Raw genomic sequence first — 22962 nt, forward strand, 5'->3', positions numbered from 1 at the left:
AAAGTTTTTGATAATTTTGAATCTATTCGATGCTAATCTCTGTGCTGGAAACAAAAAACCATATCACCCAAGAAGTCTTTTTGCCTGAAATCAAGGAAATGGGCGTCCGTCTTTTTGTCAAACGCTTGGACAAAATCCATCCCTTGGCCAGTGGCAACAAGTTCTACAAACTTAAATACAACCTCGAGGCGGCCAAGCAATCCGGAAACTCCACGGTATTGACATTTGGAGGAGCCTTTTCAAACCATATCTTGGCCACAGCCGCTTCGGCCGAAGCAGCGGGACTAAAAAGCATCGGCATCATTCGTGGGGAATGCCCCGCGGAGCCAAATCCTACCCTGAAACAGGCAAGGGCCAATGGGATGACCTTGTCCTTTATGGACCGGACCACTTACCGAAAAAAACACGAAAAGGAGATCATTGATCGCCTGCAAGAGGAATTTGGCAACTTTTACCTTATTCCGGAAGGCGGCACCAATGCTCTTGCCATCAAAGGTACTGCTGAGATCCTAACCGACGAAGATCAAACAATGGACTTTATCTGCTGCAGCATAGGCACTGGCGGGACTATCGCAGGCCTTATCAAGTCCGCCATGCCCCATCAAAAGGTCCTTGGCTTTAGCGCCTTGAAGGGTGAATTTATCCATCAGGAGATCGCAAATCTTCTCCAAGCACACGAAATTCCCTCCCAAAACCAATATGCACTATTTTCAACCTATCATTTTGGCGGATATGCAAAACACAAACCTGAGCTGATTGCGTTTATAAAAAAATTCAAGCAAGCTACAGGCATCCCCTTGGACCCTGTGTACACCGGAAAGCTATTTTATGGCGTCATGGACAATATTAAATCCAGCTTCTTCCCGCCCGGCAGCCATATCCTGCTGATCCATTCGGGAGGCCTTCAGGGCATACAAGGCTTCAACCAACGTTTTGGCGAAACGCTGGAAACGGAATAAGATAATCTCCGCAGCTTCAACACTGATCACATTCTGTGGGAACAGCTAATGTAAAAATCTTTTTAAAGGACAGGAAGAATTTTACCCGCCCGGCTCTTAAAGCCCGCACTCGCATACGGTAAAGAAGCTTCGATGATGGTCTTCAGCTCTGGCTTGATTTCAGGATACTTTGTGGAAAGGTTGTACACCACCTGCATGGAAAACACCCTAATGGCCACTGGCTGCCCCGTATCTTCCAGCAGCGCAAAAGTCCTGTCCAGCACCTCTCCTTCAAACTCCTCAGGAATCTCCTGGTACTGCAATACCCGAAGGATATTCCGTTTGATTCCAGGAAGGATTTCAGGCTTGCCCAGAAGGGAAATCACGGATTTATAATAGGGCAGCAGCAAGGAAGGATACTGTTCCACGGCTATGGCCATTGGCCAGGAGGCCCGTTGGGTGATCCGGTAAGGTCCTGCGGTCAATATCTCCATCAGCTCCCGGAACCGGCCGGCATCATTTCCAATATAAGCAACGATGCGATTGGCAATTTCCTTCGAATGTCCCCGCTTGAGCTCGGCCCTGATATCCATAAACGCTTATTTTCTAACCCGGTTAAACACCCTGGTGGTAAATCGAGGCCTGTCCTCCATGACATTAAGATCGTCCTCACTGATCCTCTTGACACTCTCAATGGTATAAAATGCCTTATCATTTAGGGACTTGATTTTTCCGATAAACCCTTTCAGGCTCTCTCTTTTCATGACGGTAAACAGTAAGTTCACTTTGCCGTATCTTCCTTCAGCTCCGACATTGGTAAACCGGAAGTCCCTTTCCTTCATGTATTCTATCAGCTCGGGCATCGGCTCCTTGGTGATGACCCGGACCAGCACACGGCCCAGTGCGAGTTTCTCTTCAATGACCATCCCTATGTAAGTTCCTGCCCCAAAACCTCCTGCATACGCCAAATAGGACATCGGGTTATCGATGTTTTGAAAGATCTGGCCTATGGCCAATAACCATATCAAGGCTTCAAAAAAACCTAAGATGGGAGCAACATTTTTTTTGCCGTTTAACACAAACATGATCCGAAGCGTGTTGATGGTCACATCTCCTACCCGGGCCAAGAAAATCAACAAGGGCATGACGACATAAGTAAACATATCCTCGTCCATTCCCATTCCGCTAAAGAATTCTTGCATGATACCGCTTTTAAGATTGATTTTAAACTTTTACATTTCTGCCCACCTTCGTTCCCAGCCAGGCAAAGGATAGCGCACATATCACCATTAGAATGATCAGCAGGTTATAATTAGCGAACAAATCAAACAAGGCCCCGATCAATAAGGGTCCCAGCGCCGCTAAGTAGTATCCTGCAGATTGTGCCATTCCCGAAAGCCGTGCCGTCGTGGGGCCTTCTGTCCGTAAACCTATCAAAGTATACGCCAAACTGATGCTTGCCCCGAGGCAAAACCCGATCAATGTCAACGCAATATAAATCACCCAACTATGATCAAAAAACAATCCGATAAACCCGATAAAATAGATCATGCCCATCCCAAACGAAATTTTCACTTGAGTGGCATATTTTACCGCTACCAAGGGTGCCGTAAAAGATCCGATAAGGCCGACCACCTGCATCAAACTCATCATTAATCCTGCTTGTCCGGCCGAAAACCCTTTATTGATCAGCAAATCAGGCAACCAAGCGATCAAGGTATAAAACATGGTAGATTGTATGCCCATAAAAATGCTGACTTGCCAAGCAAGCTTCGATTTCCAAACATTTTTCCCGCCGGTGAGTCCCTCGTCGGGGCCTTTCACCTTATTGGGCTTAACTTGAGGCAGCCAGATCACGATCGCCAACGCCACCAGTGCCACCCAAGCAAGCAGGGAACCTCTCCAGCCCAGCCCCATTCCCACGGCCAGCGGTACACTAAGCCCCGTGCCTACTGCCGCAAAAGCCGACATTCCCGTGGTGTAGGAGCTGGTCATAATGCCTATCTTATGCGGAAGTTTTACTTTGATCAATGGGATGAGCAGTACATTGCAAATCACAATGCCTATCCCGGATACTGCCGTACCAAAATACAATAAAAAAGCTCCTCCCTGAACCCGAATATATATCCCAAAGGCGATGAGGAACAACCCGAGCAGAATCGCCCTTACATTGCCAAGACGTGCCCCGATGGCGGAAGAAAATAAGGAAAATGTGGCAAATGAGAGCAGCGGCAATGTCGTCAGGAAACCTGCCCAAGCATTGGAAAGACCGAGGTCTTCACGAATCATGGGGATCAGTGGTCCTACAGATGTGATCGAAGGTCTTAAGCAAAAGGAAACCAAAATGATTCCAGTAATCAGCAATCCTTCAGATAAACCCTTGGTTGGAGCTGTCTTTTTCATTGGCCTACAAATTTCAGCATTTAAGAACTACCTACAACCATTGGAAGGTTAAAAAAATGCTACCTGAGCAGATTTTTTTCAATCATGAAAGTTGAAAATGAATCACGGGCCTCACTTTATACTCTAGAATACGTGAAAAAACCTGAAATTCACCTGAGCCCGACCGCAGTGGATACATACCTCACTCCCGTGCACCATCTTGCTCCATCACCAATGCCTTTACACACTCCACCCAGGTGTCATGTGCATTCAGGCATGGCACCAAATCCCATTGCTGACCTCCTTCTTCCTCAAAGACTTCTTTATATTCTTCCCCTACTTCCACTGTGGTTTCCAAGCAATCCGCCACAAAAGCGGGAGAAAAGGCCAAGACCTTCTTAGCTCCATTTTGGGCCAATTGCCGAATGGTGTCTTCCGTGTACGGTTGGATCCAGGGATCTTTGCCAAGCCGGGACTGAAATGCCGTATGGACTTTATCGCTGGGCAATCCAAGTTTTTCTGTCAGCAAACGGGTATTGTAAAAACACTGGGCTCTATAGCAGTATTGATTGGAAGGTGTCTGGCGGGCACAGCATTTATCATTCAACTGACAATACCCTTCACAAGAAGCTTTGTGTATTTGTCTTTCTGGAATGCCATGATAAGAAAACAAGTACGCATCATATTCCTCTTTCTGAATAAAATCTGCTGCTATATCCTTCCAGGCCTGCAAATAGAGCGGATGATCTACGAATTTAGGCACAAAACTGATCGCAGGAATCACCTGCCACTCCTTCACGACTTCCATGACTTTTTCGATTACGGAACCGTTGGTGGCGGAAGCATATTGCGGAAATAAAGGAATGACAATAATCTTTTTGACGCGGCCTTTCTGCAATGCTGCCAACCCCTGCTCGATACTGGGCGACTGGTACCGCATGGCCATTTCTACCTGATACTGTTCTCCATCTAACTTCCCGATAAGTTTATCTTTTAAATCCTCGGTATGATACAGCAAGGGAGAACCCCGATCGGTCCATAATTTCCTGTATTCTGCTGCTGATTTAGGGGCCCTGAACGGCGCGATGATGCAGTTTACCAATAGCCAACGCGACAAAAAAGGAATATCGATGACCCTTCCGTCCATTAAAAATTCCCGTAGATATTTCCTAACATGTGGTACTGCCGTGCTGTCCGGCGTTCCTAAGTTTACCAGTAATACTCCAGTTTTTGCCTGTTTACTCATTGGATATTGTCTCTTTACACGAATATACGGTTTTCGGCAGGGAAAAGGATTGCACGCCATCCCATATCCATCACCAAATACCACTTCAGATTAAATGCTCATTTAAGCAAACCAAAAGTACAACCTATTGTTTCAAAATACCAATGGATAAATCCAACTGCCCATAGACGGGCTCAATGACAGGTAATATTAGGCCACAGCTGCTAGCCCTTAGACAGCGGGATCAAGTATGCGCTTAAAAGTAGCCTGTAAGGGTGGCTGTTGATCATTTCCGTTTTGGTCATGGACAAAGGCTGTATTCGATATGGATGACTGATCCCCCACAGATGGCCCCACCTTTTTCTTAAAAAATGGGCAATGATGCATTTAAATTGATGATAAATCGAGCGCAGGTTACTTACTCTTTTCTTGGAAACAAAAAAAGCACCCGCTAAGCGGATGCTCTATCAATCTATAATAAATAAACACGTAATGAATTATTGCTGCTCCATTTTTTCGCTGATCAAAGTATCCACTTTGGCGCGAACTTCCTGGCTTTGGTTATAAGCCATGGACATTTGCTGGAATTTCTGCACAGATAGTTCGTTTTCCTTGATGAGTCCCTGTGCCTTGGTCTGTACTTCCTTTTGGATTTCCATCACCTTTTGGCCGGCTTTATTAAACTTCCCAATCTCTTCAGGATCATCCGATGCATCTGTCAATTTGCCCGTTTGCTGAGCCTGCATCAGTTCTTGGAAGCGTTGCACATCCAAGCCCTCTGCCTTAATTGCATCCATCATTTTTCCTTGCACTTCCTGCTGGACGGGTATCAGCTCCGCATTGATATTGACAAATTTATCATATTCTTCATCGGTAAAATCTGATGCCTTTGCAGCATTCTGTGGAGCTTGTGGTGCAATCTGCTGTGCATGCAGTCCAAAGCCCAACAGTAGCATCATTGCTGTAAATAAGCTTACCTTTTTCATTTCATTCAAATTAATCATAATTGGTTGGTTTATCATTTTATGCATTGTTTTAAGGTACAAAAATTTCTCCCCTTTGCCATAAAAACGAAAATTGAGATGTTAAATTATCCTAAAAAAGTAAAATAATACAAAGTTTTCATTTTATCTGAATAAGAACCTCATCATTAGGGTTTTGACATAAAGACGCGAAAGTGCTAAGCTTTTTTAAATGGACACCAAACCTTCAAACCTTAGCCAACAACAACTTCGTGCCTTGGTGACTTTGTGGCACCCCAACTTTTTGGCCACTAAGATTCTGTGTTAAATGTCAAGAAACAGTTTATTTTTTTATCTTTGGATATAAATCAGCTTAAGCTAGATTCAAAAGGTCCTGCGATGTTTTGCGGGGCCTTTCTTTTTTCTTCATAATCCGGATCAAAAACTGTTTCGGTTTTGTAAAGGATATACATTAGTTCGAGTATTTTTCTCTGGACAGCAACCAAAGCTTTCATTTTTATTCCATGTCTGCCCACTAATCTTGCATAGGTGTTTTTGTATTGTTCACAGTGTTTCACTGCTGACAGGGCCGGTAGATGCACGGCTTTTCTGAGATACCTGTTTCCTTTTTTTGATATTTTGGGCTTGCCTTTTACCGATATTCCAGACTGTTTTTCCTTTACATCAAAACCGGCATAACTTGCTAATTGCCTTTTGTTTTTGATCAGCTCAAAGCCGTTGGTTTCTGCCAACACTATGGCAGCGGTAAGTTCGCCAACACCTGGGATCGAGGTCATATTGGCCACATCCTGTTTCACTTTTTGATCTTGATTTATAAGCTGTCTGATCTCGGTTTTTATCTCGGCTTCCTGTTTATTGAGCAATCTCAACCTGGAATTCAGTCTTTTAATCGAGTTTTTGTTTGGAAATGCCTGGACCTTCTCTGCGTGCAGCTGGTTTTTGATCACCACCCTTTCGGCGACGATCTGCTCTCTTTCCCTTGTGAGCTGTTTGATTTCCCTGAATAGCTGTTTGGGGGGCAGCCAGGTTTCAAGGTGTCTTTCCAGGCCAAAACGTGCTATCGCTTCAGCAGCAGTTTTATCGGTAACGGTCTTGACATCAAGTGTCTTGCTATAATTGCTGATTTTATTGGGAAGCACAATTGCCACTTTTCTTGATTGGCCATGGAGCCAATGGGCAAGCTTTTCGTGGTAGACACCTGTAGCTTCCATTACAAAAAGGATCTCCCCCTCAGCAGTCTTATGTTTTTCAGCCCATTTGAGTAATTTGACAAAACCGGTTGGCTTGTTTTTAAATACCTCACAGGAGTTCAGCTTGATTTTGAGCTCATCAGTTAGAAGGCTGAAATTGCAGACCAATTCCCCCATGGCGACATCAATTCCAATTACTTGCTTTAGTACATTCATAGTTAAAAGAGAAAAAGGTTAACACTAAACAAGTGGATGTCTCTCTCCGTCTTTTCTCCAGTTTGGTTATTGTTGCTATATCGGGTAAATGACGATATGCCTTACATTCTGTTTAAACTCTAAGAGAAAGAAAGAGATGGGGCAATATCTTAGCGAGAATATACCTGTGATGGCTATTTAGGCGCAAATTCGCTCCCATCTCTCACCACTTTTTCCTTTAAATTTAGGAGATTATTCAAACATAGGAGGCGCGAAGACACTAAGGACAGTGATCTGGATCTTAAACGAACCCCTTAAGTTGCTGCAAAAGCTCCCGCTTGGTCATCAAACCACCCTTTCTCCAGAGAATCTTTCCGCGCTTGAACAGGATAAAATGTGGAATCGACCTTACCGCAAAATGGTAGGCTGCCTGCTGGTTTTTATCGATATTTATTTTCAACATCTTGACCTTACCATCCAACTCCTTAACCACTTCCTCCAGTACAGGCGACATCGTCTGGCAAGGCCCACACCAATCGGCATAAAAGTCCACCAACACCGGAACATCGGATTGCTGGATGATATCTTTGAATTTCTTCTTTGCCATAATTAAAATCTTTAATGAAATCTACAATTTAACAAGTCGCTTAATATTGCTGCCACTAAGACCCGAAGGCACTAAGCTTTTTTTACTGGACACCAAACCCTAAAACCTCAGCCAAAAACAGGATCAAGCAATATTTCTAAGGGCAGCTTTATTTAAAAGGATGCTATTTCATCTATGAATTGGATGAATCCAACCTTTGCCGAAAAGTCCTCTTCATCGCTAAAGGCATGGGCATCGTAAACTGCTAAGTCATGTAATAAGCTACTGATAAAAGATTTGAATACGGATATGCAACGCCTTAAGCATCCTATCTGTGTTTATCAGTGTTCTTCCGTGGCCAAATAGCAACCAAAGGTAGCGTAGAACATATTTACCCATCGAAATAGGCTATTCCCCCCAACTTTTCCACTTGGCCCCAAAAACAACATCTTCGTGACTTGGTGACTTTGTGGCCTTCTTTTCTTTAAACAAAAAAAGCCCGGAAAAACCGGGCTCTTTGTTTCTAATGTCTTTACTGCTTACTGAGGAAGGTCAGCATTTTCAGGCATTTGCTCAGGAAGCTCGATGCCCAATTTAGTGGCTACCAATTCCGTGAACTTGTCTGCTTCTTTGGTGTAAAGCAATACGGGAGATTGTCCGGCAGTCTCCGAGAAGATATGCGTATAGTTATGCTCAGCAGCTACTGCGTTGATAGCATTGAATACTTTGGTCTGTACCGGCTCTAGCAATTCGCTCAGTTTTCTTTGGTAAGACACTTGCGCATCTTGCTCGTATTTGGCTACTTCGTCTCTCATTTTAGTGAGTTCCTGCTCTTTGGTAGCTCTTGCTTCTTCAGTCATGGTTTGCATCGCTTGCTGATATGACTGTACCTCCCTTTGGAAGTTTTGGGTTTTCGTCTGTACGTTGGTTTGCAATTGCTTGCCATAATCCTGCATGTCGGCGTCGATCTGTTGCATCTCCGGCATCAGGCTCATCAGTACCTCCACATTCGTATAGCCAATTTTGATATCTTGCTGGGCTTTTGCCACAAAGCTCAAACAAAATAAAGCAACGGCTGATAAGATAATTCTCACTTTCATAATCTGTTGTTTAATTAAGTTATTTGTTTTCACGTGTTTATATTTTTCCTTCAAGGGCCACATGCCTACCTGCCACAGTGCAGCATTTCAGCTTGCTGGCATGGAATCTCGAACGATTCATCATCCCAGTCCGTGACTCATTGGTCTTGCTTGGCTTCTTCTGTTTCCAAACTTTCATCAATGCCAAGCTCCTCAATCACAAAATCCGAATAATCATGCACCGGATCGGTATAGATCATGGACAGATCGGCAGCCTTATCAAACATAATGGCAATACCATTCCTTTTGGACACCCTGTCGATGGCATCAAAGATCTTGGACTGTAGCGGCTTCATCAGTTCATCTTGCTTTTGATAGTATTCACCGTTTATGCCAAAAACCCTCGTATTATAATTACTGGCGGCCTTTTCCTTCTGCCGAATAGCCTCCATTCGCTCTTTGTACATGTCCTCGGTCAGCAAGACTTCTTCTGCTTTCAGGGCACTGTACATTTCCTTGATCTTATTCTCCAAATTCTGTGCCTCTTTTTTCCATGCTGCTGCCTGCTTCTTAAGCTCTTCCTGGACGATTTTGTAGTCCGGATGCTTATTTAGGATGTATTCCGAGTCCACAAACCCTATTTTCTGGGCTTGTGCCGCAGAAGCGAGCATCAACAGAAAAAATACTATTTTAAGACACTTTAACATGTTTTACCTGAATTGTTGACCAATTGTAAAGTGGAACATCCCTCCACTTGGTTGGTAAGTACCTGGGGCTGCATCAAAGCCATACCCCCAATCGATGCCCAGCAGGCCAAAGGCCGGCATAAAGATCCTCGCACCAAATCCAGCAGATTTCTTCAGATCATACGGGTTAAATTCCGCATAATCACCCCAGTTATTACCCGCTTCGGCAAAGCCTAACAGGAAGATGGTCGCTGACGGATTGGGCGACACCAAGTATCGCAACTCCATCACGTATTTATTATAGACGATACCGCCAAAAGGCTCATCATTCCCTGGTGTTCCTCTTGAGTAATAACCGGGCGTCAACACCTGATTTTCATACCCCCTCAGACCAATAATATCTTGGCCGAGCGAGAAGTTATTAAAGGTCATGCCGTCACCCCCCATAACAAAGCGCTCTACTGGGATCATCCCAACTTTCTTGCTATAAGAACCTAGGAAGCCCATGTGCGTCCTGGCACTGACCACAAATTTATTGGAGCCAAATATAGGCGTATAAAATTTGGCATCAAACATCCATTTATGATATTCCAGCCATCTATATTTCTCTTGATCAGGGGAATCTTCCGTAATATTCTTGTTCAATGAGGCATAAGGAGGCGTAAAGTTTACGCCCAAGGAAATATTGGACCCCATTCTTGGATAAATCGGACTGTCCACATTGGATCTTGACACCGTGGTATTAAACACAAAACTTTTCAGCTTTCCCGTAGGGAAGCTCAACCCAAAGCTGGTTCCATATTGGTCAAACTCATACACTTGGTACTGCAAGGAGTTACTGATGCTGAAGTAATCATCCGGCCAGGTTACCCGCTTCGCCAGTCCAACGGTAATCCCAGTAATCTTAAAGAAGCCAAGCTCATCACCAAAATTGGACTGATTATAGATATCAATTCTCCGCTGAACAGAGTGATTAAGACTTACGCTAAGCGCATTGGGTTTCTTGCCACCAAACCAAGGTTCGGTAAAGGAAAAGCTATAGTTCTGGAAACTTTTACCATTGGCCTGTACCCTTAGGCTCAGCTTCTGGCCATCCCCCACCGGAAGTGGTCGCCACTTGGAGAAATCCCCAATATTGCGCACAGAGAAGTTGTTAAACACCAATCCTACGGTACCCACAAAACCATAGAAACCACCCCAACCACCAGAAAGCTCGATCTGGTCATTTGGCCGCTCTTCCAGCTGGAAGACAATGTCTACTGTAGCGTCCTCAAAGTTTGGTCTTAAGTCAGGATTGATTGTTTCTGGATCGAAATATCCAATCTGCGAAAGTTCCCGAATCGTTCTTACCAATAAAGACCGATCAAATTTCTGTCCGGGAAGGATCCTGATTTCACGCATGACCACGTGGTCAGAAGTCCGCTCGTTCCCTTCGATGGAAACACTGTTCACGGTCACCTGAGGGCCTTCGAAGATCCGCATTTCGATATCAATGCTATCTGCGGCTACATTTACTTCCACAGGATCAATCTGGAAAAACAAGTAGCCATCATCCTGGTACAATGAACTGATATCATCTCCCTTGGTAGGGTCATAGTTCAGTCGCTTGTCCAATAGCTCTTTATTATAGGTGTCTCCTGACTTGATCCCCAGTTTTGCCAACAACTCCGCATCATCATGGATATAGTTACCGGTAAAGGATATATCTCTATAATAATATTTTCTTCCTTCTTCCAAGTCAATGTCGATATTGACCGTACGCTCATCAAAGTTATATACCGAATCGACTAAGATTTCCGCATCCCGGAAACCTTTGGTCTGATAGAAGTTGATGATATTGTCTTTATCGTTTCGGTATTCCTTCTTATTGAATTTGGAGCTGCTGAAGAAATTCAGCTTGAAATTTTTATTAATATAGGTTTTGACCTCTTCATCGGTCACTGGATTTCGACGGGCGATGCTATTGCCTATATGTTCAGCATCGGCATTTTTTAGCCGCTCGAAGATGTCTTTGAAGATCCACACACGCGCATGCTCGTTGGTTTTCTTCATCTTCTTTTTAAGCTTACCATCCGCAATTTCCTCGTTTCCGGTAATGGCAATTTCGTTGATTTTGACCTTGGATTTTTTGTCCACGTCAAAACGCAGCTTTACACTGTTTGGAAAAGAAGTATCCCTTTCCTGTATGATTTTTACCTCGGTATTCAGGTAACCTTTTTCTACAAAATAATTGGTGATTTTTCTTTTGGAGGAATTCAATACATCCTCTCGTACCACACGACCTCGGATCTGTACTTTGTCGCGCAGTTCGCTTTCTTGGGTAGAGGTCACCCCGGTAAATTCCACAATGCTGAACCTTGGCCGCTCGGTCAAGTCCATCAACAGGTAAATTTCATCTCCTTCTATCTTGGTGACCAAGATTTTCACATCTCCGATAATGCCTTGCTGCCAGAGCTTTTTTAGTGCATTTGAGATCGCATCTCCCGGTACACTGATCTCATCACCGACCTTTAATCCAGACAAGGAAACAATAGCCGTTTCATCAAGGGTGGAAAGGCCTACTGCTTTGATTTCTGCTATTTTATATTGCTTTGGCTGTGCATAGTTCAGCTCCAGAATATCGATCGGTTTCTGTTGGGAGTAACGACTTTGCCCCAGTCTGATCTGGGCCTGCGTGACACCGGTAATCCCGATAAACACCGGGAGGAATAAGCATATTACAAGTAAGCTTCTATTCATTAATCTCATGATTTTATCTGGGCACCTGTTTTGCCAAAGCGTCTTTCCCTACGTTGGTAATCCGCAACAGCTTCCAGCAGGTGCTCTTTTCTAAAGTCCGGCCATAATACCTCTGTAAAATACAGTTCAGTATAGGCCAATTGCCAAAGCAGAAAATTACTGATCCTCAACTCCCCACTGGTCCTGATCAGGAGTTCCGGATCGGGATAATCTTTGGTCAGCAGGTGAGAGGTGATCATATCTTCTGTGATCTCTTCTACATCAATTTCATTGTCAGCTACTTTTTTGGCAATGTCTTTTACGGTATTGGTAATTTCCCATCTTCCACTATAGCTCAGGGCCAAGATGAGGGTAAGTCCGGTATTTCGGGAAGTTTCCTCGATGGCTTCGCTAAGCTTGGCCCTGCTTCTGGGTGGCAACATGCCCATGTCCCCGATCAGGGTAAGCTTTACATTATCCTTCATCAGATTGGGCACTTGATCGGTAAGGGTTTTTACCAGCAGCTCCATAATGGCCTTGACCTCGAGTTTTGGCCTGGACCAGTTTTCCGTGGAAAATGTATAAAGCGTCAAATACGCTACGCCCAAATCATTCGCCCCAGTAATGGTCTCACGCACGGCTGTAATGGCATTTCTATGGCCAAAGACACGCTTGGCTCCTTTGCCCTGCGCCCATCGACCGTTACCATCCATGATTACAGCAATGTGCTTGGGAATCCTTTCCTTGTCTATCGCTTCCTTCATTCCAGTTTTGTCCGAGCTTAAATTTTTTGGAGGTACAAAAATGCTATTTCTTTTTTAATATTCTATCCCCGATGCCAATTAATTAATAATTAAAGCATTCGATCTTGTGGAAGGAGTAACTTAGCGTCACACCTAAAAAATAATACCAGTCCTTGTCCGCCTTGTTTCCATAATTCAATCCATAAGGCAAAGGATATGCATCCGGATCATCTGGAAGGGGGGCATTTGGGTCAGGTGGAAACCGTGGCAAATTGGTCTCACTCGACTCGATCTTGTCCAAAAAGTCTGAGAGGGTGGGCCTAAAGCCAAACTCTACCGAAAGAAACAACCGCTCCTTCAGTTGGTACTTGACGCCCAAACCAAAAGGGATCACCGGGGTGGACAAGGAATAATCCCCATCATCCTGCGGATGAATTTCCCCTTGATAGGCCTGTCCTTCGCCAAAGAACATCGTGTACCCAATCCCAAAGAACGCGTAGGGAGAATATCGCACAGGAGAATGTGGTGCCAAGTAATCGAGAAAATGGTATTCCATCATCACATGTCCTTCCACCAGCAAGCCCTTGAAATATGCGTTTCGAGCTTGAGCCATAGCATCCAACGGTCGTACACTGTCCGCGGCGTTTAATCCGGCCAGGGCAATGCCATACCGTAAACTCCAAACATTGTCAAATTTTCGTCTGCCAAACAACGTGCCTTGAAGTCCAATCTGGGAAGGATCCAGTCGTCGGATAATATCTCCGGAATACGTCGCCACTCCCAAGCCTATGCCATATTCACTGGTCTTTTGCGCATATCCACGCCTCACTGAAATTGACATTAACATCAAAATCAGAAGGGAACAACACAAAAACTGAAAATTGACTTTTTTCAAGACGCTGCAATTTATAAAGTACTCAACGAATAAAAAACCCTCCTCAGTATTCAGGGGGTTAATTTATGTTAAAACTAATTTCGCATATCAAAGCCCCAATTCAGCTTCTTACGCAAGGTGTCGAAGAAACTGTAATCGTGGAACTTAACCAACCTGGCCACGAATTTCTCTCGCTTGACCTTTAGCTTTACCGAGGCATCCACCGCCGTGGACCGAGAGTCCAATGATATCAAAAATTTCTTACTTCTTCCTTCAATGGAAAAAGTTATTTCACTTTCGTCCGAAACAATCATAGGCCTCACATTCAGGTTGTGCGGACTTACCGGTGTAATGACAAAGTTCTTGGCTGAAGGGGATATTAACGGCCCTCCACAACTCAGGGAATAGCCCGTAGAACCGGTGGGAGTCGCGACGATCAGGCCGTCTGCCCAGTAGCTGTTCAGGTATTCTCCATCGATGTACGTGTGTACGATGATCATGGAAGAAGTATCCCGCTTGTGGATGGTAAACTCATTCAGGCCATAGGGCACCCCATTAAACAGCTTTTGATCGGCTTCCAGGTTTATCAGTATCCTGTCCTGAATGGTAAAATCACCGTCAAAGAGTACCTGCACCGCTTTCTCCACATCTTCCTTGGCAATGGTCGCCAAAAATCCCATCCTACCGGTATTGATCCCTACAATGGGCACTTCATACTCGCCCACCAAGGACACCGTATCCAGCAATGTCCCGTCACCGCCTACCGAAATGACAAAGTCCATCCCTGCCAACTCCTTCCTTTCGCCCAACACAGTGAATCCGGTAGCTTTTGCCCCGGATTTCTTTAAGTATTTTGAAAAGGTTTCAGTGAGAAATAAATCGGTTCCATGACCATGCAGCACCGCTATCAACTTCTCTATATATGGCACAAATTCCTTTTGAAAACTTATACCATGAATGGTTATCTTCATTTGTTTCCTATTAGATATTTAAAAATCTCATCAGGTTATCCAGACGGTCTTGTTCTTTGTTTTCATCCATTTCTTCCTGATAATGATCGATCACCTTGTACCCAAACCGCTCCAAGGTGGCCTTGATATGGCGAAGCTCTGTTTTATCGACTTTTAGCACCACCTTTATTTTGCTCTCATCCAAAGGGTCACTGGTCAAAAAACTGCTCAACACCTTGGCATTTTCTGATTCTATGACCCGGGCAATTTCGTACAGACTGTAATCTGTCATGAACATCGACAACACCAACACCCCTCCCTGGGCTTGGATCGACAGCGTATCGGCAAAAGCTGCTATGGCATCTTCCAGCGTGACCACACCATGATAAATATTTTCATGATCTACTACGGCCACCATATTGCTTTGAAACTCGGAAGCGACACGGAGCACGTCATAGATATGCTTGTCCTTCAGCACAAAGCACCCCTCTGACTCCAGTGGAACATCTGCCACGGGAATATCTTCTTTGTTGATGTTATAGATCATTTCATCTGTGACCAAGCCCCTGAAAATCCCCGCTTCCACCACAGGCAATACATCCGTACGGATTTCTTCCATCCATGACAAAGCCATCTTTGCCTTGTCTGTGAGTTTTAATGGGGGAATCATGTTGTTGATGAATTCGTACGCCTGCATATTTTAAAGATATTAAATAGTATTCATTTATTAAAACGCAAAAAGCACATCCCGCGTCCAATGAGGGAAATTTTATTTTTCATGACTTATAGGTCAATTTTCCAATCCCAGCGTTTTAAGCACTTATCCTAGGAAAAATAAACCAAACCGGAAGTCCCCAACAGGCAAATACATTAAAAGCAAAAAAACAAACCCATTTATAGGTAGCACACTCTTCAGCCCTCATTCCGAGACTGCCCGTCCCGCACATAACACTTGCCCCAATTCTGAATTACCTGCAGGCCATATTCACTTAGGTACGCTTCGGGGTGATATTGGATGCCGACAATCGGAAGTGTCTGGTGTACCATGGCCATTAACGCTCCCTGCTCGGTATAAAGCAGTGGCTGAAGGCAATCCGGCAAATCCTTAAGTTCCAGGGAATGGTAGCGTGTCACCAAAAATCGCTCCGGCAGCCCGTTCAGCATGGGGTGGTCCAAGCGCTTGGTCACGGAGTACACTTTGCCATGAACCGGACGTGCTCCCGTTACCAACTTGGCACCAAAAAAGGTTCCAATGCATTGATGCCCCAGACACACCCCCAGTACGGGCAACTTGTCATGAAAGTATTCAAAAATCTCCTGAAGATTTCCCGCCTTTGCAGGAGTTTCCGGCCCTGGAGAAAGTACAAGTCCCTCATATTTTCCTTCCATCAAAACCGCCAATGGCGTATCGTTCCTGACAATATGCAGGTCGAAGCCTGCCTGCCTAAAGTAATCCGCCAAGATATGGGAAAAGGAATCAAAATTATCAATTAGCAACAGCATCCTGAGATTTTTCTACCAACTCATTGATTCGTCCTACGGCATCCTGAATGGCTGGTGTAATGACCCCGACCATATCAATGACAATAGCAGCAAATGGTTCGATGACCGTAAAAAGGTAACTTTCCTCCAGCTTTTCACGGGGCATTTCTATCCCAAAGGACTTTGCCGCCCAAATCAACAGGCTGAGCATAAAGCCCCACTTCAGCAAGCCCAGGATAGCTCCAGCAAAATTATCAAAGGTACCCAAAATGGTCAGGTCCAACGTTTTCTTCACCAATAAGGCCAAAATCCGAATCGTGATCGTCACCAACAAAAATATGATCAAAAAGGAGATGAAAGGCAACATAAAGGTCAGGCTCTCCACCCGTGTGGCCAAGAGTTCTGCCCCCCAGTGCATAAACTTAAAAGCAAAGACAAGCCCGATGATAAAGGCCACTATCGACAAAATGCCAATAAAAAGGCCTTGCCGATAGCCGCTATAAGCCCCTATGGCCAATAAAATCAGTATAACAATGTCTATCGTGTTCAACTATTGGTATGGTTAACTATTTATGGGTAAGGCGTGATTCCTTCCTGATCCAGTATGATTGGCTTTCTTGGAAGCAGCAGCGGCCGTTTACCCGATGCAGGGATCGTCCAATCACTTCTCATAAGCCCCTGACTTGCCCTTTTGACATGCTCAGTAAAGGAATCGGGAACACCTATGGGGGCCTGAGGAAAGTCACCAAAGGCTATCCAAGGATCCCCATCCTTTACGATGCTAGGGCAACCACCCCGCACAAACCTCTTGCTGCTTTGGCCCAGCCTATTAAGAAAGCAATTGCTTTACTTTCTGCGAGATCATTTTCCCGTCTGCCTTTCCGGCCAGTTTTTTGGTCGCCACGCCCATCACCTTGCCCATGTCTTTTGGCCCTTCGGCGCCTACTTCAGTGATAATGGCTTTTAATTCACCTTCAAGTTCTTCTTCGCTCAGCTGCTTAGGTAAAAATTCATTGATAATGTCAAGTTCAGATTGCTCGGTGGCAGCCAGATCTTCCCGACCCTGCTGCTCATAAATCTCCAGGGAATCCCTTCGTTGCTTGGCCGCTTTGGTCAGTAGCTTGATCTCCTCATCTTCGGTCATGCCTTTTTCCGATCCCTTGGTCTCTTCCAACATAATCATAGACTTGATGGACCGCAAGGCACGCAAACGGTCTTTGTCCTTGGAGCGCATGGCGTTCTTGATCTCAGCTTCTATACTTTGCTTTAAACTCATTATCTTTATGTTTATGTGATTTAAGGTGTAATTTTGAAACAAAATTAGAGCATAATTTAATAAAATGACCAAACTCAGCGTAAATATTAACAAGATTGCCACCATCAGGAATGCCCGCGGTGGCAACAATCCAGATGTGGTCCAGGTCGCCTTGGATGCTGAAAAATTCGGCGCTCAAGGCATCACGGTGCATCCTCGCCCGGACGAGAGACATATCCGATATGATGATGTCATGAAGCTTAAGGACGTGGTCACCACCGAATTTAACATAGAAGGTTATCCTGACAAACGATTCATGGAAATTATTCGCTTGGCCAGGCCCGCACAGGCGACCCTCGTCCCGGATCCGCCTCATGTGCTCACCTCGAACACCGGATGGGACACCATTGCCCATCAGGAAGAGTTGAAAGACATCATCGCGGAATTACATGAATATGGAACCCGCACCTCTATATTCATTAATCCGGATAAAAAATACTTCGAACCGGCCAAACTTACAGGCACCGACCGAGTGGAATTGTATACCGAACCCTATGCCAGTAACTTTCACAAAAACAAGCAGGAGGCTGTCAAACCGTATGTGGAAGTGGCCAAAATGGCCAGCTCATTGGGCCTTGGCCTAAATGCTGGACATGACCTCGACCTGGACAACCTTCGCTTTCTGAAGGAAAACATTCCCTTCTTGGATGAAGTATCCATCGGCCATGCCCTGATCTGTGACGCCCTTTATTACGGTTTGGAGAACACCATCCAACTGTATAGAAGGCAGTTGGAAATGGATGAAGGATAATTCGTATTGAGTCGCGAAAAGCAACAAGCGTGGCGGTACCCCGATACGCCGTAACCTTAGGCTTCCGCTCATCAGTAAAACAATTGAACAAAACGCTACAGCATGAAACTAAACTATAAAAAAGTAGGCCAAGGCAAACCACTGATCATTCTGCATGGACTTTTTGGTTCGGCAGACAACTGGCTGAGCATCGCCAAAGAACTGGAAGAGGATTACACCATGTACTTGGTGGATCAGCGGAACCACGGCGATTCCCCCCACAGTGAAGAGTGGAGTTATAAAAGCATGGTGGATGACCTGGCAGCTTTTATGACTTCCCAAGGCTTGGAAGCTGCGTATATCATGGGGCACTCCATGGGTGGAAAGACGGCCATGAACTTTGCTCTAAAGTACCCCAATAAAGTCCAAAAGCTCATCATTGCAGACATTGCACCACGATATTACCCTCCCCATCACGAAAACATCCTTGCCGGACTGAATGCCATCGACATGGATCATTTAGCCTCCAGAAAAGAAGCCGACGAAACCCTTGCGGAGCATATCCCTGAAATGGGGATAAGGCAATTTCTGATGAAAAGCCTGGGGCGGGATGAAAACCGAAAATTCGTCTGGAAAATCAACCTCCCCGTCATTACCGAAAAAATTGATAACGTCGGCGCTGAAATCGAGAGCGACAAATCCTATGCGGGGCCGACGCTCTTTATGCGGGGGGCCAATTCTGACTATATCCAAGAAAAGGACAAGGAAGACTTAGAAAAATATTTCCCAGAATATAAGCTGATAACCATCAAAAATGCTGGCCATTGGCTTCATGCCGAACAGCCTGATGCTGTCGTAGAGACGATCAAGGCTTTTTTGGGGTAAGCCATAACTTTCTAAATGCATAAAAAAATTAGCATGTCGCGGCTTCGGTCACTCAAGGCCAGCCTACCATCTTGAAGTGCTCTATTTCAAACAGTAGACAGCACCGCTCCTTAACCTGAAAGCACCACCGTGAAAAATCGATCATGAAAAAAGGAAAGCTCTATTTGATTCCGAACATATTGGCAGACGGCACGGGCCAAGAAATCATCAGCCCACAAGTCAAAGAAGTGATCAGCCAAACCTCCTATTATTTGGCTGAAAATCTCCGGACGGCCCGCCGCTATATTTCCAGCCTACGGCTTGGCCTCACCATCGAAGCATTGCATTTTGAGGTGCTGGATAAAAAGACAAAGGCCGCACAGCTGCCAGAACTGCTAAAACCGATCTTTGAAGGCCACGACATGGGCATCATATCGGAAGCAGGGTGTCCAGGCATTGCAGATCCAGGAGCGGTGGCGGTGGCTTTTGCCCATCAAAAGAACATTCAGGTGGTGCCCCTTTCCGGCCCTTCATCGATGTTTTTGGCCCTGATGGGCGCTGGCTTTAACGGCCAGTCGTTTGCCTTTCACGGCTACCTTCCCATTGACAAAAAAAGCCGCGTTCAAGCCATTAAAAGCTTGGAAAACGAATCCACGCAATTTCGCCGGACGCAGCTTTTTATGGAAACGCCCTTCCGCAATAACCACCTGCTGGAAGACCTCAAAACACACCTTCACCCAAACACCAAACTCTGCATCGCCAAAAACTTAACCGCCAAGGACGAGTTTATCCAAACCAAAACCATAGCAGAATGGAGGAAGGTCAAAATAGACCTCCACAAAATTCCTACGGTGTTTGTGCTGGACACGAACTATTGAGGAATTCAAGGCTGGAATGTTATAAAGCTTGAATACATACAGTTCCTGGCTGGTTCGCGCCATCAAGTACTTCTTATCCATTAAACACCCTAAAGCGAGAGGCCTTGCCAAAAAAAGTAAGACCTTTTCTTCAATCCACCGTAAACACCCTCATTTTACCCCCAATTACCATGACCAAAAAATCCACTATAGCAGAAATTGAAAAAAGGTTTGACAGCGATGTGGACCGTTTCTCCAATATAGAAACCGGACAATCCTCCACTGTAGACGCCTTGTTCAACATGGAATTGATCACAGACGGCATCGCCCAGCTGTATCCTAATTTGACCCAATTATTGGACATCGGCTGTGGCGCCGGCAATTTCTCGGTCAAGCTCCTATCCAAGGTCCTTGCCCCCACCAATGTCACGTTGGCAGATCTTAGCCAACCCATGCTGGATCGGGCAAAAGAGCGAACTACACCCCTCACGGAGGGCGAAGTAACGACCGTGAAAGGAGATTTCAGGAACCTCCCCTTACCGGAAAAATCATTTGAAGTCATCATTGCCACGGCGGTATTGCATCACCTAAGGGATGACGAAGATTGGAAATCAGCTTTTGAAAAACTCTTTCGCCTATTGAAACCAGGGGGCAGCCTATGGGTATTTGATTTGGTGGCCCATGATGATCCGAAAATCCAGGATTTACTGTACCGACAGAAATACGGACAGTTCTTGACCCATCTGAAGGACGAAAATTACCGCGATCATGTGTTTGATTATATTGAAAAGCATTGTTGTCCGGTAAACCCGGATATTAGTTAAATTCAATTCTCAACCTACTGATTATAAAGCGGTTACTTGGTTTTTGTCAGGAGCAAGCCCCCCTCATCTCAGGGAACAGTGTGTTTTGATTTTTCAAAATATCTTCTTGTATGATGGCTCTCCAGCTTCCTTCCGGATCCTCCAGGAACCTATACAAGCTGATATAATTCATTAATTGCTGTCTGACCAGGGATACCAAGTTGGAGAAAGCCCATTTCCTTTTGACCTGGCTTTTGATCAAGGTCAAAAGGAGATTGGCCAACATGGCCGACCATATCTGTATTTCTATGGCATTTTCATTGTCGCCCAAGAAGTACTTTAAAGGGAAGTTCTGCTTAAGCTGTTTGAATAATAGCTCTATCTGCCAGCGTCTTTTATAGATGAGTGCTATCTTCTCTGCTGCCATCTCAAAATTATTGGTAATGAACTCAAACAGGCGTTCACTTTTGCTGTCCCAATAGGCTATTCTCCTGGAACGGTGCTCCTGTTGCTTGTTCTTGCCATATCGTAAGATGATTTCTTCATCCTTGAGTACTCCGGAATCTGCCTGATCAGGAATATTAAACTCCTTTCGGGCCTGATAGACAGCATTGTCTTTTAACCTGGTCACATACCATATCCCGCTTTCGGTCAGGACCTCATATTTTCCATAATCCACATATCCCTTATCAAAAGTGATGATAGAGCCCCCGGGCAGGTTGAAAACCTCATCCAGGAAGGTATGGTCATGTCGGACAGCCGCACTGTAACGGACAAGATAAGGAACATGGTCACTCGCCCTGATGATGGTGTGGGCCTTAATACCTCCTTTCTTTTTGCCCGTTTTAGGGTTCCTGCCTACTCCCTTGAGAATATCCTTGAACAGACTAATGGTGGTAGAATCCATAATATAGAGCCTCTTCATATCAGCATCCTTCAACCGGCTGTCCGTTAAACTGTCACCATGCCTTTGGTACACACTCATGTATATATCGGCGAACACATCGCTCACACGTCGTTTGTTGGCTTCTGATAACGTACTCCGCCTTACCACATAGTTCAGACCCAAATGGGCCAATCTATGGGCATTGGCCAACAAACCGACAAGTGTCTCACGAATGGAATGATAGCCCTCAAATGCTACAAACAGCATTACTATCAAGTGGTTATAAGTCGTGAACTTCTTCACATAACGCTCCGCATTATGCCTGCGGGCTATCTCCCTTACCTCCCCCTTGTCAATGAACTTTATTAACTGATTGAATATCGGCTGTCCGCTAAAATTACTACTTTTGCCCATGGCTTAACTTTTTTGTGTCGTAACTCAAAAGTAGCCACAATGGGCTGGTTCAGCAATGGACTGGCCCTCTTTCATTTATTTTTTACCGGACACCAATGATTGAAAAGGAAGATTCTCCCAGAAGCACCCTCTACCAAACAGAGCTGCTCAGGAAAGTAGGATTTCGATCAGTGGAAATTTTGCACAAGCACCTTTGCTTTGCCTCTTTTGTCGCCTTCAAATAGCGCGGATTGCCATCAAGTGCATTTCGCTAAAGCTGTTCCAAAGCTTTCGGCAGGAATCTTCAGACGCTTTTGTTGGAAGGAGTCTTCATCCGGTTTGGTAGGAGTTGGTAGGAGTCTGAAGACTCCTACCAACACTTCCAAAAGTCTTCCGACTTGTGCATTTAATTCCCCACTCTTGCCTTCCTTTCACTTAGAAAAGGCTAAAATTCTTCACTTGATCGATAAAGTGCACGGCACTCTCAGGAGACAATACCAAAATAAATACAATCCCAAATAAAGCGCCATAAAGATGGGCATCGTGATTGATGCTGTCATTTCCCTGCTTGCTTTTGACGGCCGAATAACCTAGGAACAGAATGCCCAATATAAACCCTGGAAGACAAAGCAATCCAAATAAGCAGATATCGGCCATTGGCATCAGGATAATGCTGGCAAAGACCGCAGCTGCCGTGCCGCCAGAGGCTCCTAAGGCCTGATAATGCGGATTATTTTTATGCTTTAGAAACGTCGGGATGTCTGCAATCACAATGGCCGCCAAGTAAAACAGCACAAAGACCACGACACCTGTCATTCCACCAAAACGATAGGTCAAATATTGCTCCACCAGCCTGCCAAAGAAATAAAACGTAATCATGTTAAACAGCAGGTGCATCCCGTCTTTATGGATAAAGCCCGAAAGTACAAAACGGTCGTACTGTCCTTTTTGATTTACCTGATAGGGATTAAACATGCTTCTGGACAGAAATGCATAATGCTTCCAAGCATAAAAGGAGCTTAAAGCGGTAATGATAATGATCAGAACAGTGGCGGATAATTGCATTTACAATGGGGATTTTTC

24 protein-coding genes are annotated in these 22962 nt (G+C 44.9%); 5 read left to right on the top strand and 19 right to left on the bottom strand.

Annotated elements, in window-relative coordinates:
* Positions 1–29: 29 nt before the first annotated feature.
* The gene (locus tag ECHVI_RS03115; RefSeq protein WP_015264487.1) at positions 30–959 is read left to right on the top strand and encodes a 1-aminocyclopropane-1-carboxylate deaminase/D-cysteine desulfhydrase; all 930 of its coding nucleotides are present in this window, start codon (positions 30–32) and stop codon (positions 957–959) included.
* Between the two features lie 62 nt (positions 960–1021).
* Here ECHVI_RS03115 and ECHVI_RS03120 read toward each other — a convergent pair whose 3' ends face one another.
* From ECHVI_RS03120 to ECHVI_RS03205, 17 genes are all read right to left on the bottom strand, one after another.
* Positions 1022–1531, bottom strand: coding sequence for a hypothetical protein (locus tag ECHVI_RS03120; RefSeq protein WP_015264488.1), 510 nt, complete (start codon positions 1529–1531; stop codon positions 1022–1024).
* A 6-nt stretch (positions 1532–1537) separates the two neighbouring features.
* Complete coding sequence (locus ECHVI_RS03125; RefSeq protein ID WP_015264489.1) at positions 1538–2140, bottom strand: DUF2179 domain-containing protein; 603 nt, start codon at positions 2138–2140, stop codon at positions 1538–1540.
* A 22-nt stretch (positions 2141–2162) separates the two neighbouring features.
* Positions 2163–3341, bottom strand: coding sequence for a CynX/NimT family MFS transporter (locus ECHVI_RS03130; protein WP_015264490.1), 1179 nt, complete (start codon positions 3339–3341; stop codon positions 2163–2165).
* A 181-nt stretch (positions 3342–3522) separates the two neighbouring features.
* Positions 3523–4566: a ferrochelatase gene (hemH, locus tag ECHVI_RS03135; protein WP_015264491.1), complete on the bottom strand. Its 1044-nt coding sequence runs from the start codon at positions 4564–4566 to the stop codon at positions 3523–3525.
* 476 nt (positions 4567–5042) lie between these two features.
* On the bottom strand, positions 5043–5549 hold the full coding sequence (locus ECHVI_RS03140; RefSeq protein ID WP_015264492.1) for a DUF4168 domain-containing protein: 507 nt from the start codon (positions 5547–5549) through the stop codon (positions 5043–5045).
* A gap of 326 nt (positions 5550–5875) precedes the next feature.
* Positions 5876–6934 carry an IS110 family RNA-guided transposase gene (locus ECHVI_RS03145; protein ID WP_015264493.1) on the bottom strand — a complete coding sequence of 353 codons (1059 nt, stop codon included), beginning with the start codon at positions 6932–6934 and terminating at the stop codon, positions 5876–5878.
* Positions 6935–7214: 280 nt separating this feature from the next.
* On the bottom strand, positions 7215–7520 hold the full coding sequence (trxA, locus tag ECHVI_RS03150; protein WP_015264494.1) for a thioredoxin: 306 nt from the start codon (positions 7518–7520) through the stop codon (positions 7215–7217).
* Positions 7521–8038: 518 nt separating this feature from the next.
* Positions 8039–8599, bottom strand: coding sequence for an OmpH/Skp family outer membrane protein (locus ECHVI_RS03155; protein WP_015264495.1), 561 nt, complete (start codon positions 8597–8599; stop codon positions 8039–8041).
* Between the two features lie 137 nt (positions 8600–8736).
* A complete protein-coding gene (locus ECHVI_RS03160; RefSeq protein ID WP_015264496.1) occupies positions 8737–9285 on the bottom strand; it encodes an OmpH/Skp family outer membrane protein in 549 nt (182 codons plus the stop codon).
* 3 nt (positions 9286–9288) lie between these two features.
* Positions 9289–12003, bottom strand: coding sequence for a BamA/OMP85 family outer membrane protein (locus tag ECHVI_RS03165; RefSeq protein WP_015264497.1), 2715 nt, complete (start codon positions 12001–12003; stop codon positions 9289–9291).
* Between the two features lie 5 nt (positions 12004–12008).
* Positions 12009–12746 carry an undecaprenyl pyrophosphate synthase gene (locus ECHVI_RS03170; RefSeq protein WP_015264498.1) on the bottom strand — a complete coding sequence of 246 codons (738 nt, stop codon included), beginning with the start codon at positions 12744–12746 and terminating at the stop codon, positions 12009–12011.
* Between the two features lie 82 nt (positions 12747–12828).
* Positions 12829–13572: a type IX secretion system protein PorG gene (gene porG / locus ECHVI_RS03175; RefSeq protein WP_157501634.1), complete on the bottom strand. Its 744-nt coding sequence runs from the start codon at positions 13570–13572 to the stop codon at positions 12829–12831.
* A gap of 122 nt (positions 13573–13694) precedes the next feature.
* Positions 13695–14570, bottom strand: a complete 876-nt coding sequence (locus ECHVI_RS03180) for an NAD kinase (RefSeq protein WP_015264500.1) — start codon at positions 14568–14570, stop codon at positions 13695–13697.
* Positions 14571–14580: 10 nt separating this feature from the next.
* Positions 14581–15246: a CBS domain-containing protein gene (locus ECHVI_RS03185; protein ID WP_015264501.1), complete on the bottom strand. Its 666-nt coding sequence runs from the start codon at positions 15244–15246 to the stop codon at positions 14581–14583.
* A 215-nt stretch (positions 15247–15461) separates the two neighbouring features.
* Positions 15462–16052, bottom strand: a complete 591-nt coding sequence (locus ECHVI_RS03190) for an anthranilate synthase component II (RefSeq protein ID WP_015264502.1) — start codon at positions 16050–16052, stop codon at positions 15462–15464.
* Positions 16036–16581 carry a CvpA family protein gene (locus ECHVI_RS03195; protein ID WP_015264503.1) on the bottom strand — a complete coding sequence of 182 codons (546 nt, stop codon included), beginning with the start codon at positions 16579–16581 and terminating at the stop codon, positions 16036–16038. The genes ECHVI_RS03190 and ECHVI_RS03195 overlap by 17 nt, the downstream gene beginning before the upstream one ends.
* A gap of 279 nt (positions 16582–16860) precedes the next feature.
* Positions 16861–17307, bottom strand: a complete 447-nt coding sequence (locus tag ECHVI_RS03205; protein ID WP_015264504.1) for a GatB/YqeY domain-containing protein — start codon at positions 17305–17307, stop codon at positions 16861–16863.
* Positions 17308–17371: 64 nt separating this feature from the next.
* On the opposite strand from ECHVI_RS03205, the gene ECHVI_RS03210 reads away from it, so the two are divergent.
* The 4 genes from ECHVI_RS03210 (at position 17372) to ECHVI_RS03225 (ending at position 20621) form a co-directional block, all read left to right on the top strand.
* Positions 17372–18097: a pyridoxine 5'-phosphate synthase gene (locus ECHVI_RS03210; protein WP_015264505.1), complete on the top strand. Its 726-nt coding sequence runs from the start codon at positions 17372–17374 to the stop codon at positions 18095–18097.
* A 102-nt stretch (positions 18098–18199) separates the two neighbouring features.
* Entirely contained in the window at positions 18200–18961 is a 762-nt protein-coding gene (locus ECHVI_RS03215) for an alpha/beta fold hydrolase (RefSeq protein WP_015264506.1), read from the top strand.
* Positions 18962–19104: 143 nt separating this feature from the next.
* A complete protein-coding gene (locus tag ECHVI_RS03220) occupies positions 19105–19818 on the top strand; it encodes an SAM-dependent methyltransferase (RefSeq protein ID WP_015264507.1) in 714 nt (237 codons plus the stop codon).
* A 170-nt stretch (positions 19819–19988) separates the two neighbouring features.
* On the top strand, positions 19989–20621 hold the full coding sequence (locus ECHVI_RS03225) for a class I SAM-dependent methyltransferase (RefSeq protein ID WP_083891953.1): 633 nt from the start codon (positions 19989–19991) through the stop codon (positions 20619–20621).
* Between the two features lie 46 nt (positions 20622–20667).
* Here ECHVI_RS03225 and ECHVI_RS03230 read toward each other — a convergent pair whose 3' ends face one another.
* Both ECHVI_RS03230 and ECHVI_RS03235 read right to left on the bottom strand, forming a co-directional pair.
* Positions 20668–21900 (bottom strand): IS4 family transposase, encoded by a 1233-nt coding sequence (locus ECHVI_RS03230; protein ID WP_015264509.1) that lies wholly within the window; start codon positions 21898–21900, stop codon positions 20668–20670.
* 414 nt (positions 21901–22314) lie between these two features.
* The gene (locus tag ECHVI_RS03235) at positions 22315–22944 is read right to left on the bottom strand and encodes a rhomboid family intramembrane serine protease (RefSeq protein WP_015264510.1); all 630 of its coding nucleotides are present in this window, start codon (positions 22942–22944) and stop codon (positions 22315–22317) included.
* Between the last annotated feature and the right edge of the window lie 18 nt (positions 22945–22962).

Origin of the sequence: Echinicola vietnamensis DSM 17526 (assembly GCF_000325705.1) — a bacterium.
GTDB classification, from domain to species: Bacteria; Bacteroidota; Bacteroidia; order Cytophagales; family Cyclobacteriaceae; genus Echinicola; species Echinicola vietnamensis.